Source organism: Burkholderia arboris (genome assembly GCF_038723655.1).
Lineage (GTDB): Bacteria > Pseudomonadota > Gammaproteobacteria > Burkholderiales > Burkholderiaceae > Burkholderia > Burkholderia arboris.
Window position 1 is genome coordinate 3,398,977 of the sequence record NZ_CP109822.1, and the last position, 13,708, is coordinate 3,412,684.

7 protein-coding genes, 2 tRNA genes, 3 rRNA genes and 1 riboswitch are annotated in these 13,708 nt (G+C 60.0%); of the genes, 4 read left to right on the forward strand and 8 right to left on the reverse strand.

The genetic code is table 11. The features are described 5' to 3' along the window. The first annotated feature begins 32 nt into the window (after positions 1–32). Positions 33–950 carry a LysR family transcriptional regulator gene (locus OHZ10_RS32630; protein WP_342705394.1) on the forward strand — a complete coding sequence of 306 codons (918 nt, stop codon included), beginning with the start codon at positions 33–35 and terminating at the stop codon, positions 948–950. A gap of 22 nt (positions 951–972) precedes the next feature. Here the strand turns inward: OHZ10_RS32630 and OHZ10_RS32635 are convergent, their stop codons facing one another. Next, the gene (locus OHZ10_RS32635; RefSeq protein WP_059238901.1) at positions 973–1,695 is read right to left on the reverse strand and encodes a CbtA family protein; all 723 of its coding nucleotides are present in this window, start codon (positions 1,693–1,695) and stop codon (positions 973–975) included. Positions 1,696–1,708: 13 nt separating this feature from the next. Further along, complete coding sequence (locus OHZ10_RS32640) at positions 1,709–1,918, reverse strand: CbtB domain-containing protein (protein WP_059238899.1); 210 nt, start codon at positions 1,916–1,918, stop codon at positions 1,709–1,711. A 33-nt stretch (positions 1,919–1,951) separates the two neighbouring features. Then, positions 1,952–2,089, reverse strand: a riboswitch (cobalamin riboswitch). Positions 2,090–2,138: 49 nt separating this feature from the next. On the opposite strand from OHZ10_RS32640, the gene OHZ10_RS32645 reads away from it, so the two are divergent. The 3 genes from OHZ10_RS32645 to OHZ10_RS32655 all read left to right on the forward strand — a co-directional run bounded on the left by OHZ10_RS32645 (position 2,139) and on the right by OHZ10_RS32655 (position 5,653). Then, on the forward strand, positions 2,139–2,711 hold the full coding sequence (locus OHZ10_RS32645; RefSeq protein WP_342705395.1) for a histidine phosphatase family protein: 573 nt from the start codon (positions 2,139–2,141) through the stop codon (positions 2,709–2,711). A gap of 175 nt (positions 2,712–2,886) precedes the next feature. Continuing rightward, positions 2,887–4,479, forward strand: a complete 1,593-nt coding sequence (locus tag OHZ10_RS32650) for an inorganic phosphate transporter (protein ID WP_342705396.1) — start codon at positions 2,887–2,889, stop codon at positions 4,477–4,479. Between the two features lie 430 nt (positions 4,480–4,909). After that, positions 4,910–5,653 (forward strand): 2OG-Fe(II) oxygenase, encoded by a 744-nt coding sequence (locus OHZ10_RS32655; protein ID WP_256087147.1) that lies wholly within the window; start codon positions 4,910–4,912, stop codon positions 5,651–5,653. 253 nt (positions 5,654–5,906) lie between these two features. Here OHZ10_RS32655 and OHZ10_RS32660 read toward each other — a convergent pair whose 3' ends face one another. The 6 genes from OHZ10_RS32660 to OHZ10_RS32685 form a co-directional block, all read right to left on the reverse strand. Then, the gene (locus OHZ10_RS32660; RefSeq protein WP_059238890.1) at positions 5,907–7,331 is read right to left on the reverse strand and encodes a DHA2 family efflux MFS transporter permease subunit; all 1,425 of its coding nucleotides are present in this window, start codon (positions 7,329–7,331) and stop codon (positions 5,907–5,909) included. A gap of 683 nt (positions 7,332–8,014) precedes the next feature. Continuing rightward, positions 8,015–8,127 (reverse strand): 5S ribosomal RNA (gene rrf / locus OHZ10_RS32665). A 187-nt stretch (positions 8,128–8,314) separates the two neighbouring features. Then, positions 8,315–11,196 (reverse strand): 23S ribosomal RNA (locus OHZ10_RS32670). Positions 11,197–11,491: 295 nt separating this feature from the next. Then, positions 11,492–11,567: transfer RNA gene (locus OHZ10_RS32675), tRNA-Ala, on the reverse strand. A gap of 41 nt (positions 11,568–11,608) precedes the next feature. Next, positions 11,609–11,685, reverse strand: a tRNA-Ile gene (locus tag OHZ10_RS32680). Positions 11,686–11,749: 64 nt separating this feature from the next. Beyond that, positions 11,750–13,282: ribosomal RNA gene (locus OHZ10_RS32685) — 16S ribosomal RNA — on the reverse strand. Together the 16S, 23S and 5S rRNA genes with 2 tRNA genes alongside form the textbook arrangement of a ribosomal RNA operon. Positions 13,283–13,708 lie beyond the last annotated feature (426 nt).

The following is a 13,708-nucleotide window of genomic DNA, read 5'->3' on the forward strand; positions in this document are numbered from 1 at the left end:
TTTCTCATGCATTCGTTGCACAGGCAAAATCCATGCTGGAACGATTCCATCTCGTCGTCATTCGTGAAGTCGAGCGCCAGGGCTCACTGACCGCGGCCGCCAATGCGCTGCACCTCACGCAATCGGCGCTCAGCCATACCGTCCGGAAAATCGAGCAGCAGCTCGGCACGCCGATCTGGGACCGCGAAGGCCGTGGCCTGCGGCTCACACAGGGCGGCCAATATCTGCTGAAACTGGCGAACCGGCTGCTGCCGCAGTTCGAGCTTGCCGAGGAGCGGATGAAGCAGTACGCGAAGGGCGAGCGCGGCACGCTGCGCATCGGGATGGAGTGCCACCCGTGCTACCAGTGGCTGCTGAAGGTCGTGTCGCCGTACCTGTCGCGCTGGCCCGACGTCGACGTGGACGTGAAGCAACGCTTCCAGTTCGGCGGTATCGGCGCGCTGTTCGGCTATGACATCGACGTGCTCGTGACGCCCGATCCGCTGAACAAGCCGGGCCTGCGCTTCGATCCCGTGTTCGACTACGAGCAGGTGCTGGTGGTCGCCGACTCGCACCGGTTCGCGAACGCCGACTACGTGACGCCCGAGCAACTGACCGACGAGATCCTGATCACGTACCCGGTCGAAACCGACCGGCTCGACATCTACAACCAGTTCCTGACGCCGGCCGGCATCGTGCCTCGGCGGCACAAGTCGATCGAGACGACCGACATCATGTTGCAAATGGTGGCGAGCGAACGCGGCGTGGCCGCGCTGCCGAGATGGCTGGCCGACGAGTACGCGGACCGGATGCCGGTCGTGCCGGTCAAGCTCGGCAAGAAGGGAATCGCGAAGCAGATCTTCCTCGGCATCCGCGAAGCGGACGCCTCGATCGACTATCTGGCCGCGTTCGTCGCGCTGGCGCGCGAATCGACGTGGAGCGCGCCGCGCATGCCGCGCATGCTGCGCTAGGCGCGCCCGGTTGCGCTGCGCGTCAGGCGGCGCGCAGGCCGATGCGTTCGCTGCGCTCGACCCACGCGCCGAACAGCAGCCCGATCGTCGTCCACATGATCACCTGCATGCCGATAGCCGCAACGCGGAACTTCCACAGCACGGCCGCCGGGAAATCGGCCGGTAACTCGCTGACCGACGGCAGCCCGATCTGCACGGCCGCGATGATCGCGACAAACACGAGCCCGGCGACGATCGACGCGTTCCACTGGCCGAGCTTTGCCAGCAAATGGCGGCGCACGCTGACCGAGAACACCATCGTCGCGACCGAGATCGCGATCATCAGGAAAAACAGGCCCGTGCGATAGCCGATCGTGTCGGGATCGCCGACCGACGGTGGATTGGCCGGGTACTTGAGGTTCGGCACGATCACGAGCGCGATGAACGCCGCCAGCGCGAGCCACGCGGCCAGCGGTCGCGCGGGGAGGCGGCTGCCTCGCCCATAGGCAAACGCGAAGACCAGCGAGAACAGCCCGCCGAATGCCGCGCCGTAGGTCACGACACCCGTCAGCAGGCCGAGGCCGGCCTGCGTGTGGCGGCTGACCAGTTCGGGCTCCGGTGCCTCGCCTTTGGCAGCGTCGGCTTTTTCTTCGAAGGAGATTGCCTGATCGACTTGCGGTTCGCCGACGATTTTCGCGAAACCGAACGTGAGGAGGCCCGCGGCGATGCCTGCGAGCATCCCGCGCATGAGCAGCTTTCCGACCATCTTGACCTCCGCGTCAGTGGCAGGGAAAGCCGAGCAGATGGCGGCCGTCGTGGACGAATTCGTGAACGTACATGCCCGGCACGAGCGACGTTGCGCCCTGTTCCGCGCCGACGAAATAAAGCGCGAGCAACAGGATCAGGCCGACGAATATGGCCCAGGGCAACAGTTCACGGACGGGGATGGGTGCCGGCACGACTGCCGGCTTCAGCACTGCTTCGCTCATGGATGCACCTCAGGGGAATCGCGCCCCGGCAAATGTTGGATGGGTACGAAGGCAGGTCTGGCTTCCGGGATCATCGATCACCGGTTACAGTGGCGCGACCGCGCCGGGATTGCACCGGCTTCCGCGTTTCGTATCGGGCGAATTGTACGCGCGAACGTTCGCGGAATGAAGGGACCGCTCGCGAACGATTGCCCCCGGCCCGGATCCTACAAAGCCCGACATGACCCTGCCTGCCACGCTGTACCTGATCGCGCATGCATCGACCCGGGCGATGCGCACCGGCACGTTTCCCGACGACGATCCGCTCGATGCACACGGGCTCGCCGAAGCCGCTGCATTGCGCGACCGGTGGGCAAGCATCGCCGGCTCGCTCGCGCTGTGCAGCCCTGCACGCTGTGCACGGCAGACCGCCGACGCACTCGGTCTGCGCTCCGAAACTGACGACGCGCTGCGCGACATCGATTGCCGAAACTGGCGCGGCAAGCGCTTGCACGACCTTGCACGCGACTTGCCGGACGAACTGGGTACGTGGATCGGCGACCCGTCCGCGGCGCCGCACGGCGGCGAATCGTTCGAAGCAGCCATGCGCCGCGTCGGCACATGGTTGAATGCGCTGCGACACGACCGCGACATCGTCGCGATCACGCATGCGCCGATCGTTCGCGCGGCCGCCGCCCATGCGCTGCGGATGGATTCCAGGGCGGCAACCCGTATCGGCGTCGCGCCGCTGTCCTGCACGACGCTCGTTGCATCGCCGGATGGATGGACGTTGATTGCGGACGGCAACGCGTAGGCCCGCATTGCGCTCACGATGTGGGCAACGATGCGTGCCGGTACGTCGCGTCACGAATGCATGCCTTCAATCACCTTACGCATCTGCAAGACACACCGTTCGTCCTCCCGACTGTCATCAAACTGACGGCTAGCCGCAGCTAGGATCGGACGCGGTTCCCTTACGAGATGCCGTCATGAATCAACCTGCTTCGTCCGCACCGAACACGCCGGGCTCCGTCGAACGCACCAGGCAGGTCGGCTATGCCGTCTTCCTGCTGGTGCTCGTGCTCGGCGCCGTCTATATCGCCACGCACCTGATCGACGATCTGTCACCGGTCCGCGAAGGAAAGCTGTTCCCTTACCTGCTGCTCGGCGCCGCGCTGCTGATCGCACTCGGCTTCGAATTCGTCAACGGCTTCCACGACACCGCGAACGCGGTCGCCACCGTGATCTATACGCACTCGCTGACGCCGAACGTCGCGGTGATCTGGTCGGGCATGTGGAACTTCCTCGGCGTGATGGTCTCGAGCGGCGCAGTCGCATTCGGCATCCTGCAGTTGCTGCCGGTCGAGCTGATCCTGCAGGTCGGCAGCGGCTCGGGCTTCGCGATGGTGTTCGCGCTGCTGATCGCCGCGATCGTGTGGAACCTCGCAACCTGGTATTTCGGATTGCCGTCATCGAGCTCGCATACGCTGATCGGGTCGATCATCGGCGTCGGGCTGATGAACCAGCTGATGCACGGGCCGTCCGGCACGAGCGGCGTCGACTGGGGCCAGGCGCTCGGCGTGGGCAAGTCGCTGCTGTTCTCGCCGATCGTCGGCTTCCTGTGCGCGTCGTTGCTGCTCCTCGTGCTGAAGGCGCTCGTGCGGATTCCGGCGCTGTACAAGGAGCCGCCGAAGGATCAACCGCCGCCGTTCTGGATTCGCTGCCTGCTGATCCTGACCTGCACGGGCGTGTCGTTCGCGCACGGTTCGAACGACGGGCAGAAAGGGATGGGGCTCATCATGCTGATCCTGATCGGCACGGTGCCGACCGCGTATGCCTTGAACAAGGCCGTCACCCCGGCCGAATCGCAGACGTTCGTTGCCGTCGCGAACCAGGCGGCCGCGACGTTCGGGAAGTACACGAACGGCGTCGCGCCGTCCGCGAACCCGCGCACCGACGTCGAACACTACGTGCAGCGTCGCGAACTGACGCCCGCCGTGCTGCCGGCCGTGGCGCAACTGTCCACGTCGCTCGCGACGGCAGTCGGCGCATCGGGCTCAATGGCGGCCGTGCCGCAGCGCGACGTCGATAACGTGCGCAACACGATGTATCTGGTATCCGAAGCAATTCGCCTGATCGAGAAGTCGGGTCAGCCGGCGTTCGCGGCCGACGACAAGCTCGCGATCGACAACTATCGCACGCAGCTCGACCACGCGACCAAGTTCATTCCGACGTGGGTGAAGGTCGCCGTCGCGATCGCGCTGGGACTCGGCACGATGGTCGGCTGGAAGCGGATCGTCGTGACCGTCGGCGAGAAAATCGGCAAGCAGCATCTGACGTACGGACAGGGCGCATCGGCCGAACTCGTCGCGATGCTGACGATCGGCGCGGCCGACATGTACGGGCTGCCCGTCTCGACGACCCACGTGCTGTCGTCGGGCGTCGCGGGCACGATGGCGGCGAACGGGTCCGGATTGCAATGGAGCACGGTGCGCAGCCTCGTCCTCGCGTGGGTGCTGACGCTGCCGGCGTCGATCGCACTGGCGGCGGGACTCTACTGGCTGTTCCGGTCGCTGACCTGATTTTGGTTGCGGCGGGTGGCCGGTGGAGCCGGTCGCCTGCTGTGGCTGTGGCTGTGGCTGTGGCTGTGGCTGTGGCTGCGGCTGCGGCTGCGGCTGCGGCTGCGGCTGCGGCTGCGGCTGACCGGATCGTCGCCTCTTCGCCTCTTCGCCTCTTCGCCTCTTCGCCTCTTCGCCTCTTCGCCTCTTCGCCTCTTCGCCTCTTCGCCTCTTCGCCTCTTCGCCTCTTCGCCTCTTCGCCTCTTCGCTCGAGCACGTCACCTCATTGGGTATGTCGGTGCCGCGTCTTCCCGTTTCCCCCTCCGAATTGAAGCGCAAGATCTGGAACGCATCCGCACACGGACGCCGCTAGACTGGGTTCATCAACTTTCGTCGTGGATTCGACCGTGCGCAACCGCACGGCGCCACGTTGCGGATGAATCGAGGGGCACCTGTGAACATTGCCGATCTGCAACCTGCCGTCGAATCGACGGACATCGCACAACGCGTCGATGCGATCGACTGGTCGACCGTCGATACCGAACTCGATCGCTACGGATGCGCGCACGTGCCGGGCCTGATGCCGGCACGCGAATGCGATGCGCTCGCATCGCTCTATCCACGGGATGCGCTCTATCGTTCACGCGTCGTGATGGCACGGCACGGGTTCGGCCGCGGCGAATACAAGTACTTCGCGTACCCGTTGCCTGCGCTCATCGCCGAATTGCGCGCGACGCTCTACCCGCATCTCGCGCCGATCGCGAATCGCTGGAACCAGGCACTCGGGATCGACGTCCGCTATCCGAAAGACCACACGACATTCCTCGATCGCTGCCACGCGGCGGGACAGACGCGACCAACGCCGCTGATCCTGCAATACGGCCCCGACGACTACAACTGCCTCCATCAGGATCTCTATGGCGAACACGTGTTTCCGCTCCAGGTCGCGATCCTGCTGTCGGCGCCGGGCCGCGATTTCACCGGAGGGGAGTTCGTGTTGACGGAACAGCGGCCACGCATGCAGTCGCGTACGGAAGTGGTGCCGCTGATGCAAGGCGACGCGGTGATCTTCGCCGTACATGGCAGGCCCGTGCAGGGAACGCGCGGCGTCTATCGCGTCAACCTGCGTCACGGCGTGAGCCGGATCCGAAGCGGCCACCGCCACACGGTCGGCATCATCTTCCACGACGCACAGTAACGGCAGTCGAGACGGGCGCGACGCTGCCGCACCGCTCACCATGCACCGGGTGCATGCGCGGAGCACTGCGCGCCATTGCTCGGGAAGCCTGCAATCGGGAATTGGCTATTCAGCGTGATCACTCGCACGCAGCGACGGCGACCGATTGCGCCGACCGTCGGACCACCGCGGCCATGACGGGCCTACGCTCAGGTGAATGACGAGAAACAGCCGTATTCACCTGTCGTCACGCACATGCAGCCTGCAGTCCGGCCTACCCTCGCGCCACGATCGCCCGCAGCCGATCGCCTGCATCGGAAGCCAGCCGCGCATAGCCCGGCAACGTCAGCAGCGCGAGCACGCCGGCCGCGACGAACGCCCAGCGGAAATCGTCGAGCACGTAGTGCATGCCGGCCGCATCGCCGCGCACGAGTGCCGCGAGACGCAATGACAATGCGCCGAACGCGATCCCCATCCCGATCGTCATCTGCTGCGCAGCGCTCCACAGCGTGCTGGCTGCACTCGTCTGCTGAGCCGGGATATCCGCATAGGCGAGCGTCGCGAGCGTCGTGAACTGCATCGACCGCGTGAGTCCGTAGACGAATACGACGAGCAGCGTGATCGCCAGCGGCGTCGACGCGGTCAGCCAACCGCACGCGATCGTGAAGAAGCCGACGATCGTCACATCGACGAGTGCAACGCGCCGGAAGCCGTATCGGTCGAGAATCCAGGACGTTCCCGCCTTCATCCCCAGATTGCCGAGTGCGCTAGCCAGCAGCAGCAGGCCAGACTGAAACGGCGACAACCCGAAACCGATCTGGAACAGCAGCGGCAGCAGGTACGGCACGGCGTTGATCGCCATCCGCGTGACCGAACCGGTGAGCACCGTCACCGAGAACGTCGGCACCTTCAGCGTCGTGAAATCGAGCAGCGGATGCGCGCAACGCCGCGCATGCAACCACGCGGCCATGCCGAACAGCACGCTCGCCCCCACCAGGACACCCGCGCGCGTGAAGTCGACATCCTGCTGCCCGGCCGCCTCGGTGCCAATCAGCAGACAGGTTAGCGCGCCACCGGCCAGCACGAAGCCGATCCAGTCGAGCGGCCGTTGCTCGTCGGCCCGCGTGTTCCGGACGATCAGCCAGGTACAGACGAGCGCAGCGATGCCGAACGGAACGTTCAACAGGAAGATCCAGCGCCACGACGCATAGGTCGTGATGAAGCCGCCGATCGGCGGCCCGACGACGGGCGCGACGATGCCCGGCCACGTGATTGTCGCGATCGCGCGCATCAGCTTGGCCTTGTCGGTGCTGCGCACGACGATCATCCGTCCGACCGGCACCATCATCGCCCCGCCGACACCCTGCAGCAGCCGCGCAGCCGTGAACGACATCACACCTTCAGACAGCCCGCACAGCACCGACGCACCGGTAAAGACGACGATGGCGCTCGCGAACACCGTGCGCGAACCGTAGCGATCGGCGATCCAGCCGCTGATCGGAATGAACACCGCCAGCGCCAGCATGTACGCGGTCATCCCGAGACTCAGCGCGTTCGGTCCGACGCCAAACGAGCGCGCCATTTGCGGCAGCGCGGTCGCGATCACGGTCGTGTCGAGATACTCCATGAAGAACGTTGCGGCGACGAGATACGGCAAGAAGTCGGTCGTCCGACCACCTTGGGCAGGGCTGTCAGTCATGAACGATGCAGGAGACGGAATGCGGAAGACACCGACCGCCGGCAGACGTGGACAAGCGCCGGGAATCGGGACGAATGGCGATATTAACCTGAAGGGCCTGCTTTCCGCTCTGCAAGGCACGTCGCGCAAATGGACTTTATGCGCATAGATTTTTACGACGATTTCGTATGCGTCCGTACAGGGCGCGCACGATCAGGTCGACACGGCGTGTCGAAAGAAAGATAGATGACGCAGGGAGTTTTTCGGCAGAAATCGGGATTTGTCGATCATCGTCGGCAAACGTCGCTCATCATTGGCCATCACGTGATCGCTGCTAAGCGCGTCGACCTTGGCAGGACGTCGGCTAACGGTGCGCTGGTGCGGCCCATCGACGAACGTACCGGGGATTTCAGAGGTGCTGGCGGTGGATCGCGAAGACAGCAGATACCTGAGAGGACACCAGCTTCGATAGTACCGACGCAAGTGAACGGGCAACCAGGGCAGGCGGAACATCTTTATATGCCAAGCTCGTGGAAGCGGGATGGAAGGTGGCGAATCTGGCGCGTGGCGTGGATGCGGCCTCGGTCCGGATCGAGGTCCATCGGCGCCGTAGCGCGGCCGCATTTCGCGTGTCCGGCACGCACATTTCCGTCACTCAAATGCAAAAACCCCCGCCTTTCGGGCGGGGGTTTCTGGCTTAGGGAGCCTGACGATTACCTACTTTCACACGGGAATCCGCACTATCATCGGCGTAGAGTCGTTTCACGGTCCTGTTCGGGATGGGAAGGGGTGGGACCGACTCGCTATGGTCATCAGGCAAAGAGGGTTGTTGTGCTGGCTTCGCAGCACAACCAATCTTGGAAGAAGCAGTAATTTGGTTGGGTTGTGAGGTTGTATCTCACACATATGCGGTACTTCAACCGCTGTACGTCGAGTGCGCTGCACTCGACGCTCGACATCCGTAAGCGCTGAAGCGCTAACGGCTGTCGAGACAGACTTGTTATAGGATCAAGCCTTACGGGCAATTAGTATCAGTTAGCTGAACGCATTACTGCGCTTACACACCTGACCTATCAACGTCCTGGTCTCGAACGACCCTTCAAGGGGATCTAGTCCCCAGGGATATCTCATCTTAAGGCGAGTTTCCCGCTTAGATGCTTTCAGCGGTTATCTCTTCCGAACATAGCTACCCGGCGATGCCACTGGCGTGACAACCGGTACACCAGAGGTTCGTCCACTCCGGTCCTCTCGTACTAGGAGCAGCCCCCTTCAAATATCCAACGCCCACGGCAGATAGGGACCAAACTGTCTCACGACGTTTTAAACCCAGCTCACGTACCTCTTTAAATGGCGAACAGCCATACCCTTGGGACCGGCTACAGCCCCAGGATGAGATGAGCCGACATCGAGGTGCCAAACACCGCCGTCGATATGAACTCTTGGGCGGTATCAGCCTGTTATCCCCAGAGTACCTTTTATCCGTTGAGCGATGGCCCTTCCATACAGAACCACCGGATCACTATGACCTGCTTTCGCACCTGCTCGACTTGTCGGTCTCGCAGTTAAGCACGCTTATGCCATTGCACTATCAGCACGATTTCCGACCGTACCTAGCGTACCTTCGTACTCCTCCGTTACGCTTTGGGAGGAGACCGCCCCAGTCAAACTGCCTACCATGCACTGTCCCCGACCCGGATCACGGGCCAAGGTTAGAACCTCAAACAAACCAGGGTGGTATTTCAAGGACGGCTCCACCGAAACTAGCGTTCCGGTTTCATAGCCTCCCACCTATCCTACACAGATCGGTTCAAAGTCCAATGCAAAGCTACAGTAAAGGTTCATGGGGTCTTTCCGTCTAGCCGCGGGTAGATTGCATCATCACAAACACTTCAACTTCGCTGAGTCTCGGGAGGAGACAGTGTGGCCATCGTTACGCCATTCGTGCAGGTCGGAACTTACCCGACAAGGAATTTCGCTACCTTAGGACCGTTATAGTTACGGCCGCCGTTTACCGGGACTTCAATCAAGAGCTTGCACCCCATCATTTAATCTTCCGGCACCGGGCAGGCGTCACACCCTATACGTCCACTTTCGTGTTTGCAGAGTGCTGTGTTTTTATTAAACAGTCGCAGCCACCAGTTTATTGCAACCCCTTCACCCTTTGCCCGCAGGGGCATCAAGCTACAAGGGCGTACCTTATCCCGAAGTTACGGTACCAATTTGCCGAGTTCCTTCTCCCGAGTTCTCTCAAGCGCCTTAGAATACTCATCTCGCCCACCTGTGTCGGTTTGCGGTACGGTCATCATTAGACTGAAGCTTAGAGGCTTTTCTTGGAACCACTTCCAATTGCTTCGCTTCCTAAGAAGCTCGCGCCACACCCTTGAATTCCGCGCCCGGATTTGCCTAAGCGCCTTCTCCAATGCAGCGACCGGGACTTCCAACACCCGGACAACCTTCCGCGATCCGTCCCCCCATCGCATCTAACAATGGTGCAGGAATATTGACCTGCTTCCCATCAGCTACGCATTTCTGCCTCGCCTTAGGGGCCGACTCACCCTACGCCGATGAACGTTGCGTAGGAAACCTTGGGCTTACGGCGAGGGGGCCTTTCACCCCCTTTATCGCTACTCATGTCAGCATTCGCACTTCCGATACCTCCAGCACGCTTTTCAACGCACCTTCGCAGGCTTACGGAACGCTCTCCTACCATGCGTGCAAAGCACGCATCCGCAGCTTCGGTATATAGCTTAGCCCCGTTACATCTTCCGCGCAGGACGACTCGATCAGTGAGCTATTACGCTTTCTTTAAAGGGTGGCTGCTTCTAAGCCAACCTCCTGACTGTTTTAGCCTTCCCACTTCGTTTCCCACTTAGCTATATTTGGGGACCTTAGCTGGCGGTCTGGGTTGTTTCCCTCTTGACACCGGACGTTAGCACCCGATGTCTGTCTCCCGTGATTGCACTCTTCGGTATTCGGAGTTTGCTATGGCGGGGTAATCTGCAATAGACCCCCCAACCATGACAGTGCTCTACCCCCGAAGGTGAGACACGAGGCACTACCTAAATAGTTTTCGGAGAGAACCAGCTATTTCCAAGTTTGTTTAGCCTTTCACCCCTATCCACAGCTCATCCCCTAACTTTTCAACGTTAGTGGGTTCGGACCTCCAGTACGTGTTACCGCACCTTCATCCTGGCCATGGATAGATCACTTGGTTTCGGGTCTACGCCCAGCAACTGAACGCCCTATTCGGACTCGCTTTCGCTACGCCTGCCCTATACGGTTAAGCTTGCTACTGAACGTAAGTCGCTGACCCATTATACAAAAGGTACGCCGTCACCCCTTACGAGGCTCCGACTGTTTGTATGCATGCGGTTTCAGGATCTATTTCACTCCCCTCCCGGGGTTCTTTTCGCCTTTCCCTCACGGTACTGGTTCACTATCGGTCGATCACGAGTATTTAGCCTTGGAGGATGGTCCCCCCATCTTCAGACAGGATTTCACGTGTCCCGCCCTACTTGTCGCACACCTAGTTCTTTCATACTGTTTTCGCCTACGGGGCTATCACCCGCTATGGCCGCACTTTCCAGAGCGTTCGGCTAACAATACAAATAAAGAGTGCAAGGCTCATCCCATTTCGCTCGCCACTACTTTGGGAATCTCGGTTGATTTCTTTTCCTGCGGTTACTTAGATGTTTCAGTTCACCGCGTTCGCTTCGCATGGCCTATGTATTCAGCCATGGATACTCCAAAAGGAGTGGGTTTCCCCATTCGGACATCTACGGATCAAAGCTCGTTTGCCAGCTCCCCGTAGCTTTTCGCAGGCTACCGCGTCCTTCATCGCCTGTGATCGCCAAGGCATCCACCACATGCACTTGTTCGCTTGACCCTATAACGAGTCTGTCTCATCTTTCGACGCTACAGTCGCTACAGGTTGAGTTCTCGCATTTGTGCCGTATTCCAATTGAGTCAAACATAGAGTTCGAATCATCTTGAGATACATCGATACAATCACAACCCGGATAGTTTTCACGTCCATCTCAAGACGCTTCCGCTATCCAAATTACTTACTTCTTCCAGATTGTTAAAGAACGACAGCCGATATCTGTTGATATCCTCTGACTGGCTCAATCGCCAATGCAAAGCGCTCGCTGAATTTTCAGCAAACTCTTAGCATTGAGGATTGGTGGAGGCAGACGGGATCGAACCGACGACCCCCTGCTTGCAAAGCAGGTGCTCTCCCAGCTGAGCTATGCCCCCATGTACAGATGACCTCAGGTACCTACAGTCAGACAAGACATTGGTGGGTCTGGTTGGATTCGAACCAACGACCCCCGCCTTATCAAGACGGTGCTCTAACCGACTGAGCTACAGACCCCTGAGTCTGTCTTTAAATTTACAGCCGATAAGCGTGAGCGCTCAACTTTGCGAGATAGCTCTGGAAAGGAGGTGATCCAGCCGCACCTTCCGATACGGCTACCTTGTTACGACTTCACCCCAGTCATGAATCCTACCGTGGTGACCGTCCTCCTTGCGGTTAGACTAGCCACTTCTGGTAAAACCCACTCCCATGGTGTGACGGGCGGTGTGTACAAGACCCGGGAACGTATTCACCGCGGCATGCTGATCCGCGATTACTAGCGATTCCAGCTTCATGCACTCGAGTTGCAGAGTGCAATCCGGACTACGATCGGTTTTCTGGGATTAGCTCCCCCTCGCGGGTTGGCAACCCTCTGTTCCGACCATTGTATGACGTGTGAAGCCCTACCCATAAGGGCCATGAGGACTTGACGTCATCCCCACCTTCCTCCGGTTTGTCACCGGCAGTCTCCTTAGAGTGCTCTTGCGTAGCAACTAAGGACAAGGGTTGCGCTCGTTGCGGGACTTAACCCAACATCTCACGACACGAGCTGACGACAGCCATGCAGCACCTGTGCGCCGGTTCTCTTTCGAGCACTCCCACCTCTCAGCAGGATTCCGACCATGTCAAGGGTAGGTAAGGTTTTTCGCGTTGCATCGAATTAATCCACATCATCCACCGCTTGTGCGGGTCCCCGTCAATTCCTTTGAGTTTTAATCTTGCGACCGTACTCCCCAGGCGGTCAACTTCACGCGTTAGCTACGTTACTAAGGAAATGAATCCCCAACAACTAGTTGACATCGTTTAGGGCGTGGACTACCAGGGTATCTAATCCTGTTTGCTCCCCACGCTTTCGTGCATGAGCGTCAGTATTGGCCCAGGGGGCTGCCTTCGCCATCGGTATTCCTCCACATCTCTACGCATTTCACTGCTACACGTGGAATTCTACCCCCCTCTGCCATACTCTAGCCTGCCAGTCACCAATGCAGTTCCCAGGTTGAGCCCGGGGATTTCACATCGGTCTTAGCAAACCGCCTGCGCACGCTTTACGCCCAGTAATTCCGATTAACGCTCGCACCCTACGTATTACCGCGGCTGCTGGCACGTAGTTAGCCGGTGCTTATTCTTCCGGTACCGTCATCCCCCGACCGTATTAGGGCCAAGGATTTCTTTCCGGACAAAAGTGCTTTACAACCCGAAGGCCTTCTTCACACACGCGGCATTGCTGGATCAGGCTTTCGCCCATTGTCCAAAATTCCCCACTGCTGCCTCCCGTAGGAGTCTGGGCCGTGTCTCAGTCCCAGTGTGGCTGGTCGTCCTCTCAGACCAGCTACTGATCGTCGCCTTGGTAGGCCTTTACCCCACCAACTAGCTAATCAGCCATCGGCCAACCCTATAGCGCGAGGCCCGAAGGTCCCCCGCTTTCATCCATAGATCGTATGCGGTATTAATCCGGCTTTCGCCGGGCTATCCCCCACTACAGGACATGTTCCGATGTATTACTCACCCGTTCGCCACTCGCCACCAGGTGCAAGCACCCGTGCTGCCGTTCGACTTGCATGTGTAAGGCATGCCGCCAGCGTTCAATCTGAGCCAGGATCAAACTCTTCAGTTTAAACCTGTTACTGTTTTCGGTTCGGTTAAGAACCGGTCGCTCACTCAAAGCTGACAGGAATATGAATTGCTTCATAAACCTGACTTACTTTAGTGTGAGACTCTTGATACTTTCGCTATCTGATCCGAGGATCAGCTCGCTTCCATCAAGCGCCCACACTTATCGGCTGTTAATTTTTAAAGAGCATTTCTGCGAGGAACTTCGTGTTTCTCAGCAGCGCTGCGTTTTCAGCAGCAGAGAAGCGAGATTATGAACCGTGTTTCGCAGCTCGTCAACAACTTTTTACATCACATCGTTGCGACTGCGGGGCTCAACTTCCTGTACCGCCGAGGCCGCTACCACCAGACCCCAACAGCACCGCTTCCCTTCCTCCCGCGCCGCGTTTCCGTTAGCGCGAAAGAGGCGTGATTCTATGCAGCTCCCGAC